This is a genomic window from Streptomyces sp. ISL-66 (assembly GCF_018614135.1).
Lineage (GTDB): Bacteria > Actinomycetota > Actinomycetes > Streptomycetales > Streptomycetaceae > Streptomyces.
On record NZ_JAGGOW010000081.1, the window covers coordinates 1 to 10566 of the forward strand.

General features: G+C 72.3%; 8 protein-coding genes. 4 read left to right on the top strand and 4 right to left on the bottom strand.

The window, feature by feature from the left end; all coding sequences use genetic code 11:
- Window positions 1-55 precede the first annotated feature (55 nt).
- Entirely contained in the window at window positions 56-772 is a 717-nt protein-coding gene (locus J7E97_RS16555; protein WP_215027786.1) for a response regulator transcription factor, read from the top strand.
- A 170-nt stretch (window positions 773-942) separates the two neighbouring features.
- Window positions 943-4074 (top strand): efflux RND transporter permease subunit, encoded by a 3132-nt coding sequence (locus J7E97_RS16560; protein ID WP_215027788.1) that lies wholly within the window; start codon window positions 943-945, stop codon window positions 4072-4074.
- Between the two features lie 102 nt (window positions 4075-4176).
- Here the strand turns inward: J7E97_RS16560 and nadA are convergent, their stop codons facing one another.
- The gene (gene nadA / locus J7E97_RS16565) at window positions 4177-5361 is read right to left on the bottom strand and encodes a quinolinate synthase NadA (RefSeq protein ID WP_215027790.1); all 1185 of its coding nucleotides are present in this window, start codon (window positions 5359-5361) and stop codon (window positions 4177-4179) included.
- 294 nt (window positions 5362-5655) lie between these two features.
- On the opposite strand from nadA, the gene erpA reads away from it, so the two are divergent.
- The gene (erpA, locus tag J7E97_RS16570) at window positions 5656-6012 is read left to right on the top strand and encodes an iron-sulfur cluster insertion protein ErpA (RefSeq protein ID WP_214949940.1); all 357 of its coding nucleotides are present in this window, start codon (window positions 5656-5658) and stop codon (window positions 6010-6012) included.
- Between the two features lie 101 nt (window positions 6013-6113).
- Here erpA and J7E97_RS16575 read toward each other — a convergent pair whose 3' ends face one another.
- On the bottom strand, window positions 6114-7592 hold the full coding sequence (locus tag J7E97_RS16575; RefSeq protein WP_215027792.1) for a hypothetical protein: 1479 nt from the start codon (window positions 7590-7592) through the stop codon (window positions 6114-6116).
- 77 nt (window positions 7593-7669) lie between these two features.
- Entirely contained in the window at window positions 7670-7882 is a 213-nt protein-coding gene (locus tag J7E97_RS16580) for a hypothetical protein (protein WP_215027793.1), read from the bottom strand.
- Window positions 7883-8013: 131 nt separating this feature from the next.
- On the opposite strand from J7E97_RS16580, the gene J7E97_RS16585 reads away from it, so the two are divergent.
- A complete protein-coding gene (locus tag J7E97_RS16585) occupies window positions 8014-8991 on the top strand; it encodes a carbohydrate kinase family protein (RefSeq protein ID WP_215027795.1) in 978 nt (325 codons plus the stop codon).
- 161 nt (window positions 8992-9152) lie between these two features.
- Here J7E97_RS16585 and J7E97_RS16590 read toward each other — a convergent pair whose 3' ends face one another.
- Window positions 9153-10532: a cysteine desulfurase/sulfurtransferase TusA family protein gene (locus J7E97_RS16590; protein ID WP_215027797.1), complete on the bottom strand. Its 1380-nt coding sequence runs from the start codon at window positions 10530-10532 to the stop codon at window positions 9153-9155.
- Between the last annotated feature and the right edge of the window lie 34 nt (window positions 10533-10566).

Genomic DNA, 10566 nt, shown 5'->3' on the forward strand with positions numbered 1-10566 from the left:
GTGGTCCTGGCCCTCGGGTGAAACCTCCCGGTGGGGCGCGGCGTAGGGTCGGGGCGTGGAAGAGACCCCGAGCCCGGACCCGGTGCCCATCAAGGTGCTCCTCGCAGACGACCAGGCGCTGCTGCGCAGCGCGTTCAAGGTGCTCGTCGACTCCGAGCCCGACATGCGGGTCGTCGGGGAAGCCTCCGACGGGGCCCGCGCCGTCGAACTGGCGCGCAGCGCCCGGCCCGACGTCGTACTCATGGACATCCGGATGCCCGGCACCGACGGCCTCGCCGCCACCCGGCTGATCAGCGCCGATCCCGAACTGGCCGACGTACGCGTGGTGATGCTGACGACCTTCGAGGTCGACGAGTACGTCGCCGCGGCCCTGCGGGCGGGGGCCTGCGGCTTCCTCGGCAAGGGCGCCGAACCCGAGGAGCTCCTCAACGCCATCCGGGTCGCCGCCGCCGGGGACGCGCTGCTCTCCCCGGCCGCCACCAAAGGGCTCATCGCCACCTTCCTCGCCCAGGGCGGCGGCGCCGAGGACACCCCCGCCGCCGGCGCGGCGCACGCGCAGCGGCTCGCCGCGCTGACCGGACGCGAGCGCGAGGTCCTCGTACTCGTCGCGGCGGGCCTGTCCAACGACGAGATCGCCCGCCGGCTGGTGGTGAGCCCGCTCACCGTCAAGACGCACGTGAACCGGGCCATGGCCAAGCTCGGCGCCCGCGACCGTGCGCAATTGGTGGTCATCGCCTACGAATCGGGACTAGTCCGGCCCAGGGCGGAGTAGTCCCGTCTACTGCGGACGCGGTATGCCCCGGATGAGGACGGGACCTGGGGCCGACGCCGCCGTGCCCGTGCGCGCGAGAGGCTGAGGAGCCCTCGCGCGTGCCCGGTGGGATGACTTCGACGTCAACTCGTCGACGGCACACACGTCACTGCAGAGAGATCCCCATACCCATGTTCCGGCTGTCCCGCTTCAGCCTGGCCCAAAGGGCGCTGATCGGCCTCGTGTCGCTCGTCGCGCTCCTCTTCGGCGCCATAGCCATCCCGCAGCTCAAGCAGCAGCTGCTGCCCTCCATCGATCTGCCGATGGTGTCCGTGCTCGCGCCGTACCAGGGTGCCTCCCCCGACGTGGTGGAGAAGCAGGTCATCGAACCGATCGAGGCCACCCTCAAGGGCGTCGACGGGATCACCGGCATCACCTCGACCGCCAGCGAGGGCAACGCCCTCATCATGGCGACCTTCGACTACGGCGACACCGGAACCAAGCAGCTCGTCGCCGACGTCCAGCAGGCCGTCAACCGGGCCCGCGTCCGGATGCCCGCCGAGGTCGACCCCCAGGTGGTGGCCGGTTCCACCGACGACATGCCGACCGTCGTCCTCGCCGTCACCTCCGACAAGGACCAGCAGGCGCTGGCCGACCAGCTGAACAAGTCCGTCGTGCCCGTCCTCCAGGACATCGCGGGCGTCGGACAGGTCAGCGTCAACGGCGTCCAGGACCTCCAGGTCACCGTCACCCCGGACCCCGTCAAGCTCACCGCGGCCGGCCTCGACGGCGCCGCCCTCGCCCAGGGCCTCCAGGCGGGCGGCGCCGCCGTCCCCGCCGGCTCCTTCGACGAGGCGGGCAAGAACCGCACCGTACGGGTCGGTTCGGGCTACACCTCGCTCGCCCAGCTGGAGGACCTGCGCCTCACCGCCGGACCCGGCAAGCCGGCCGTCCGCCTCGGTGACGTGGCGAGCGTGAAGCAGGAGCCCGCCAAGGCCGTCTCGATCACGCGCACCAACGGCAAGCCCAGCCTCGCCCTCGTCCTGACGATGGACAAGGACGGCAGCGCCGTGGCCATCTCGGACGCCGTCAAGGACGCGCTGCCCGAGCTGCGCTCCACCCTCGGCTCCGGCGCGGAGCTGACCGTGGTCAGCGACCAGGGCCCGGCCGTCGCCAAGTCCATCTCGGGGCTGACCACCGAGGGCCTGCTCGGCCTGGTCTTCGCGGTGATCGTGATCCTGGTCTTCCTCGGCTCGGTGCGCTCGACGCTGGTCACCGCGGTGTCCATCCCGCTGTCCGTCGTCCTCGCGCTGATCGTGCTGTGGACCCGCGACCTCTCGCTCAACATGCTGACGCTGGGCGCCCTCACCATCGCCATCGGCCGGGTCGTCGACGACTCGATCGTGGTCCTGGAGAACATCAAGCGCCACCTCGGCTACGGCGAGGAGCGCGAGAGCGCGATCATCACCGCGGTCAAGGAGGTCGCCGGCGCGGTCACCTCCTCCACGCTCACCACCGTCGCCGTCTTCCTGCCGATCGCCTTCGTCGGCGGCATGGTCGGCGAGTTCTTCGGCCCGTTCTCGATCACCGTCGCCGCCTCCCTGCTGGCCTCGCTGCTCGTCTCCCTGACCGTCGTGCCGGTGCTCTCGTACTGGTTCCTGCGCGCGCCCGAGGGCGTGCGCGCGGGGGACGCCCAGAGCGCCGAGAAGGCGCGCCGCGAGGCGGAGGAGAAGGAGGCCCGCAGCAAGCTCCAGCAGTTCTACGTACGGGCCCTGGGCCTGGTCACCCGGCGCCGGCTCGCCACGGTGGCGGTCGCCGTCGTGGTGCTCGTCGCGACGCTCGGCATGACCCCGCTGCTCAAGACGAACTTCTTCGACCAGGGCGACCAGGACGTCCTGACCGTCAAGCAGCAGCTGGCCCCCGGCACTTCGCTGGCGGCCGCCGACGAGGCGAGCCGCAAGGTCGAGAAGGCCCTCGCGCAGACCGAGGGGGTCAAGGACCACCAGGTCACCGTCGGCTCCTCCGGCTTCCTGGCCGCCTTCGGCGGCGGTACCGGCTCCAACCAGGCCTCCTACCAGGTCACCCTGAAGGACTCCAAGGACTCCGAAGCCGTCAAGAAGCGCATCGAGACCGCGCTGGGCGGCCTCGACGGCATCGGCGACACCAGCATCTCGGCGGGCGGCGGCTTCGGCAGCCAGAACCTGAGCGTCGTCGTCAAGGCCGGCGACGCGGCGGTCCTCGCCAAGGCGGCCGAGCAGGTCCGCGCCGAGGTGGCCACCCTCGCGGACGTCACCGACGTCCAGAGCGACCTGTCCCAGTCCGTGCCCCGGATCTCGGTCACCGCCACCCCCGAGGCGGCGGAGCTCGGCATCAGCCAGGCCGCCCTCGGCGGCATCGTCGCCCAGGCCGTACGGGGCAACCCGGCGGGCAAGGCCGTACTGGACGACACCGAGCGGGACATCGTCATCAGGTCCGCGCAGCCGGCCACCACCCTGGCCCAGCTGCGGGCGCTGCCGGTCGGGCCGCTCACGCTCGGCGACATCGCCGAGGTCAAGGAGGTCCCCGGCCCGGTCGCGATGACCCGGATCGACGGCGCCCGCGCCGCCACCGTCACCGCGAAGCCGGTCGGCGACAACACCGGCGCCGTCAGCGCCGCCCTCCAGTCCAAGATCAAGGCCCTGGACCTGCCCGCGGGCGCCACCGCCACCATCGGCGGCGTCGGACAGGACCAGAGCGAGGCCTTCGGCTCGCTCGGCCTGGCCATGCTCGCGGCCATCGCGATCGTCTTCATGCTGCTCGTCGCGACGTTCCGCTCGCTCGTCCAGCCGCTGATCCTGCTGGTTTCCATCCCGTTCGCGGCCACCGGCGCGCTCGGCCTGCTCCTCGTCACCGGCACCCCGATGGGCGTCCCGGCGATGATCGGCATGCTGATGCTCATCGGCATCGTGGTGACCAACGCGATCGTCCTGATCGACCTGGTCAACCAGTACCGGGCCCAGGGCCTCGGCGTCGTCGAAGCGGTCATCGAGGGCGGCCGCCACCGGCTCCGCCCGATCCTGATGACGGCACTGGCGACGATCTTCGCGCTGCTCCCGATGGCGCTGGGCGTCACGGGCGCCGGCGGCTTCATCTCGCAGCCGCTCGCGGTGGTCGTCATCGGCGGCCTGATCAGCTCCACGCTGCTGACGCTGCTCCTGGTGCCGACCCTGTACACGATGCTGGAGCTCCGCAAGGAGCGCCGCCGCGCGAAGCGCCGGGCCCGCCTGACGGTGGTCCCCTCCCCGTCCGCGTCCGCGGACGACGAGGACCCGGTCACCGTCTGACGGAAAGCCGAAGGGCCGCCCCCTCCTCCTTGGGTTCCAGGAGGAGGGGGCGGCCCTTCGGCCGTGTACGGGGCCGCCGCTGCGCGCGGCGGCCCCGCCGCGTCACAGCGCGAGCATGCGCTCCAGGGCGAGCTTGGCGAAGCTCTCGGTCTCCTTGTCGACCTGGATCTGGTTGACGAGGTTGCCCTCGGCCAGGGACTCCAGGGTCCACACCAGGTGGGGGAGGTCGATGCGGTTCATCGTCGAGCAGAAGCAGACCGTCTTGTCGAGGAAGACGACCTCCTTGTCCTGCGCGGCGAAACGATTCGCCAGGCGGCGTACGAGGTTCAGCTCGGTGCCGATGGCCCACTTGGAGCCGGCCGGGGCCGCCTCCAGCGCCTTGATGATGTACTCGGTGGAGCCGACGTAGTCCGCGGCCGCCACGACCTCGTGCTTGCACTCGGGGTGGACCAGCACGTTCACGCCGGGGATGCGGGCGCGCACGTCGTTGACCGAGTCGACCGAGAAGCGGCCGTGGACCGAGCAGTGGCCGCGCCACAGGATCATCTTGGCGTTCCGCAGCTGCTCGACGGTCAGGCCGCCGTTCGGCTTGTGCGGGTTGTAGAGGACGCAGTCGTCGAGGGACATGCCCATGTCGCGGACGGCGGTGTTGCGGCCCAGGTGCTGGTCCGGGAGGAAGAGCACCTTCTCGCCCTGCTCGAAGGCCCACTCCAGGGCCGTCTTCGCGTTGGACGAGGTGCAGATCGTGCCGCCGTGCTTGCCGGTGAAGGCCTTGATGTCGGCCGAGGAGTTCATGTACGAGACGGGCACCGTGGTGCCCGCGATCCCGGCCTCGGTCAGCACGTCCCAGCACTCGGCGACCTGCTCGGCCGTGGCCATGTCGGCCATGGAGCAGCCCGCGGCCAGGTCCGGCAGGACGACCTTCTGGTCGTCGGAGGTCAGGATGTCCGCGGACTCGGCCATGAAGTGGACGCCGCAGAAGACGATGTACTCGGCCTCCGGCCTGGCGGCCGCGTCCTTGGCCAGCTTGAAGGAGTCGCCGGTGACGTCGGCGAACTCGATGACCTCGTCACGCTGGTAGTGGTGGCCGAGGATGAAGACCTTGTCCCCGAGCTTCTCCTTGGCCGCCCGGGCCCGCGCCACCAGGTTCGGGTCCGAGGGCGAGGGCAGGTCGCCGGGGCACTCCACGCCGCGCTCGCTCTTGGGGTCGGCTTCGCGGCCGAGCAGCAGCAGGGCAAGGGGCGTCGGCTGGACGTCCAAAGGCTGGGCGGTGGTCACGACACGCACCCTTTCTGTTCTGCGACAAGGGACTTCGGAAGCCATCGCTTCGACTTCTCGTCTATTTGACATTATATATGATAGCTGCTTCATGTCAGTTTGACGATGGCCATAGTGTCGATGTGACGAATTCGCCTGACCGTGGTACCGCCTCGCCGCCCGGCGAGGTGTGCGAGCATGGAATTTCTGAAACAAGCGTCGGGTCCGGAATGAAACCGCGGTCCCGCTCGTTGCCACCGACGGCAAGAGTCCGACGTTTCCCTGCCTCGGGCGGGGAGCCGCCCACTTCGGGAGTGAATGCAGATGTCCGTACAGGACGAAAAGACCACCGTGAGCGACGGCATCCTCCTGTCCGACGCCGCCGCCGAAAAGGTCAGGACCCTGCTGGAGCAGGAAGGCCGCGAAGACCTGGCGCTGCGCGTCGCCGTCCAGCCCGGCGGTTGCTCGGGCCTGCGCTACCAGCTCTTCTTCGACGAGCGCTCCCTCGACGGCGACGTCGTGAAGGACTTCGACGGCGTCAAGGTCGTCACGGACCGGATGAGCTCCCCGTACCTCCACGGCGCGTCCATCGACTTCGTCGACACCATCGAGAAGCAGGGCTTCACGATCGACAACCCCAACGCCACGGGCTCCTGCGCCTGCGGCGACTCCTTCAGCTAAGCCCCACTGAGCTGTAGGAACACCAGGGACCACGAGAGGGGCCCGCCCGCGGATTTCCGCGGGCGGGCCCCTCTCGCATGCCGGCCACCGGCCGCTCCCGGCTACCGCCGGGGGAGCGGCTTGCCCGTGGTCGCGTCGATCACCTTCCGGTCGCCCAGCGGCTGCTGGAGCCGGGCCGTGACCGTCATCTCCTGCGCGAGCATGATGCAGGACTGGCCCGGCTTGGTCGGGGTGTCCGTGATCTTCACCATGACCGACTCCGGCTGCTCCCGGGCCTCCAGGGCGTACGTGCTGCACACCCCGCCCCAGAAGTTCACGGTCAGCGTCCGGTCGGCCTCGGCGTACGCGTACCCGGGCACGGTGAGCGCCTTCGAAGGCGGGACGGGCGAGGAGGGCGCCGTGGTGGCGCCCGACTCCTGCGTCACGGCCGCGGGCTCGGCCACCGTGTGACCCGCGCCGCCGTCCTTGCCCGCCACCTCGAAGAGCCAGGCCGGCACCAGACCCCGGGCCCCGTCGACCGTTCCCGGAACCAGCCCGAGCGCGGCGCCCCGTACCGACTCCGTGCGCGGCGGCTTCATCGGCCGGGGCTCCGGATTGCAGGGCAGGGTGTCCGTGGCGCCCACGGGGGTGTCCGGGGTCAGCGGGACGCTCGTGGCGCAGCCGCTGGGGTCGGGGCGGGGTCCGCCGGAGGACCCCTTGGCCTTGTCGTTGAGCCGGGCCAGTGCCTCGACGGAGCCGATCACCGGCTGCTCGGAGGCCCGTACGGGAGCCGTCAGCTCGCCGCTGCCCGAGACCACGGCGGAGTCCGCCCCGACGCCGATCTTCGTGGACCAGCCCTGGGTGGGCAGTCCGCCGATCACCGGGTCGGCGCTCACCACGCGGACCGAGCCCTGGGTGAGACGGGCGTCCAGCTTGGCGCCGCTCTGGCCGGCGGCCGCCAGTACGGGACCGGCCGCGGCCTTCGCGGCCTCCTCCGGGACGGGGTCGCCCTGCGTCATGCCGGCGGCCGCGCCGGGGCTCGTACCGGCATTGTCCTGGGGGAGGGTGGCCGGGCCGCAGGTGTCCTTGCCGCGCACGCAGTCGTCCCCGGTCCCGCCCACCTGGTGCCGGGAGAAGTTCCAGGTCCCGGGGGCCTTGCGGTTCACCATGAGCCGGGGGCCGGAGCCGTCGGCGCCCTCCCCGACCAGCCAGGTCTCCCCGGCCTGCCGGGGCGCGCCGGAGAGGCCGAGGGCCGCCGCGAGCCGGGCCACGTCCGCGGAGGTCACCTCGCCGCTCGCCGAGAAGGCGGGCGCGGTCGCCGGGCCGTCGGGAAGCTTGACGTCGGCCGTGTACATGACCCCGCCGCCGGAGGGATCCGGCTCGCCGGGGGCGATGCCGGGCCCGGACGGAGCCACCGCGACCCGGGGCGCCGAGGCCGCGCTGTCACCCGTACGGCCGTCCCCGTGGGCGGTGGACGCCCAGTACGCGGTGCCGCCGCCCGCGAGCAGGACGGCGGCGGCGATCGAGCCGACGGCCCAGGCCGGGCGCCGTCGTGTGGCGCGTGATGTGTCCGGTGTGCTGTCCGGTTGTTCGCTGGTCACCGCATCGCTCCTCTGTCCGTCCCGCCGTGGCTGATGCGGGTGTGACGGAACGGGCGCGGATCCGGTTCCCCGCGTCCTCAGTCCCCGTAGGCGGCCGTGGAGGCGATCAGCCGGACCGAGGCCGCCGGGACGCGGATCCCGTGGATCTGCGAGGGCGCCACCCGGTCCTGGCGGGGGCCCTCGGTCACCTGCCAGTGCGGTGCCATCCTGGCGCAGTCGCCCAGTAGCCGTGCGAAGCCGGGCCGCGCGTCGGCGGCTTCTGCGTACCCGTAGCCATCGGTGTAGGTCATGGGGCACGGTATGCACGCCGCCGCGGGCGAAGAAAGCCCTACTACGGGGTAGTTTCGTCCGGTCGGCCATACGCCGACGACCGGGTAGCTTTGAACGTCCCCTTGCCGTCCTCCGCAGGAGCGTCCACGCCGTGCGCATCGCAGTCACCGGCTCCATCGCCACCGACCACCTCATGACCTTCCCCGGCCGCTTCGCCGACCAGTTGGTCGCGGACCAGCTGCACACGGTCTCCCTCTCCTTCCTCGTCGACAACCTCGACGTACGGCGCGGCGGCGTCGGCCCCAACATCTGCTTCGGCATGGGCCAGCTCGGCATCCGTCCCGTCCTGGTCGGCGCGGCCGGCTCCGACTTCGACGAGTACCGCGCCTGGCTGGACCGCCACGGCGTCGACACCGCCTCCGTCCGGATCTCGGAGGTGCTGCACACCGCGCGCTTCGTCTGCACCACGGACTCCGACCACAACCAGATCGGCTCCTTCTACACGGGCGCGATGAGCGAGGCCCGTCTGATCGAGCTGAAGGCCGTCGCCGACCGCGTGGGCGGCCTGGACCTCGTCCTGATCGGCGCGGACGACCCCGAGGCGATGCTGCGCCACACGGAGGAGTGCCGGACGCGGGGGATCCCCTTCGCGGCGGACTTCTCGCAGCAGATCGCCCGGATGGACGGCGAGAACATCCGCACCCTGATGGACGGCGCGACCTTCCTCTTCTCGAACGAGTACGAGAAGGGCCTCATCGAGGCGAAGTCCGGCTGGACCGACGCGGAGATCCTCGGCAAGGTCGGCACGCGGGTCACCACCCTCGGCTCCAACGGCGTCCGGATCGAGCGGGCCGGCCAGGACCCGATCGTGGTCGGCTGCCCCGAGGAGACGGCGAAGGTCGACCCGACGGGCGTCGGCGACGCGTTCCGCGCGGGCTTCCTCACGGGGCTGGGCTGGGGCGTCGGCCTGGAGCGGGCGGCGCAGGTCGGCTGCATGCTGGCCACCCTCGTCATCGAGACCCTGGGCACCCAGGAGTACACGCTGGCCCGCGCGCACTTCATGGACCGCTTCACGAAGGCCTACGGCGACGAGGCGGCCGCCGAGGTCCGCACCCACCTCTCGGCGTAGCCGTCCGGAGCCCGGTCGCGCCCGAGCCCCACAGGCTCGGCCGCGACCGGAGCGCCGGCCCACGCCGTCCGCCGCCGCGACCGGAGCGCCGGCCCACGCGGTCCGGCGCCGCGTCCGGAGCGCCGGGCTAGGCCGTCCGGCGCCGCGACCGGGGTGCCGGGCTAGGCCGTCCGGCGGACCGTGTAGGCCACGCCCCGGCGGCGCGGCGATTCGCCCACGTACTGCTGCCCCCGCATCGCGCACCACGCCGGGATGTCCAGCCGCGCGACCTCGTCGTCCGACAGGACCGTCACCGTCCCCCCGACCGGCACCCGCCCGATCGCCCGCGCCAGCTCGATCACCGGCTGCGGGCACCGCAGCCCGAGCGCGTCCAGCTCCAGGGAGTCGGCCTCCGGCAGCGACACCGGCGGTTCCCCCGCGCCGAGGCGTTCGCGGACGTCCGCCACCAGCCCCGGCAGGACCTCCAGGAAGCCGTTGACCTCGGCCGCCGTCGTGCCCATGGGCAGGGACACCCGTACGTTCCCCTCCGACAGCACCCCCATCGCCCGCAGGACGTGGGACGGCGTCAGCGTCGAGCTGGTGCACGAGGAGCCCGAAGACACCGAGTAGTCCGCCCGGTCGAGCTCGTGGAGGAGGGTCTCGCCGTCCACGTACAGGCAGGAGAAGGTGACCAGGTGCGGCAGCCGGAGGTCGGGGTGGCCCACCACCTCCACGTCCGGGACCAGCCGGGCCACCCGCCGCCGCAGCCGGTCGACAAGGATCCGCAGCCGCGCGGCCTCCGCGTCCGCCTCGGCCCGCACCGCCCGCAGGGACGCCGCCGCCGCGACGACCGCCGGCAGGTTGACGAAGCCGGGGGAGCGGCCCGACTCCCTTTCGTCGGCGGGGCCTTGGGGCGAGAAGCGGACGCCCTTGCGGACCGCCAGCAGGCCGACCCCGGCCGGGCCGCCCCATTTGTGGGCGCTCGCGCACAGCACGGACCAGGCTCCTTCGACGGGCCCCCAGCCCAACGACTGGGCCGCGTCCACCAGCAGCGGCACCCCGGCCGCGCCGCAGACCTCCGCGACCTCGGCCACCGGCTGCAGCGTGCCCACCTCGTGGTTGGCCGACTGGAGGCAGGCCAGCGCGGTGTCCGGGCGCACCAAGTCCCCGTAGGCGGAGGGGGAGACCCGGCCGAGCCGGTCCACGGGGACCTCGCTCACCAGGCCGCCGCCCGCCGCGTGCAGCTCCGCCGCGTGCAGCACGGAGCTGTGTTCCACCGCTGATACGACCAGGTGCCCGCCGACGCGCCGGCGCCCCGCGAGCACCCCCGCGATGCCCGAGTGAACCGCGTGCGTCCCCGAAGGAGTGAACGACAGCTCGTCGGGACGGCAGCCCACGGCCTCGGCCGCCGCCTCCCGGGCCGCGTCCAGCAGCAGTCGGGCCCGCCGCCCTTCGCGGTACAGCCGGGCGGGGTCGGCCCAGCCCTCGTCAAGGGAGGCCTGGAGCGCCTGCCGGGCCACGGGGTGCAGCGGGGCGGCGGACGCGGTGTCGAAGTACGGCATCCGGTCACGCTAACCGGCGGCTGCTCCGGCCCGG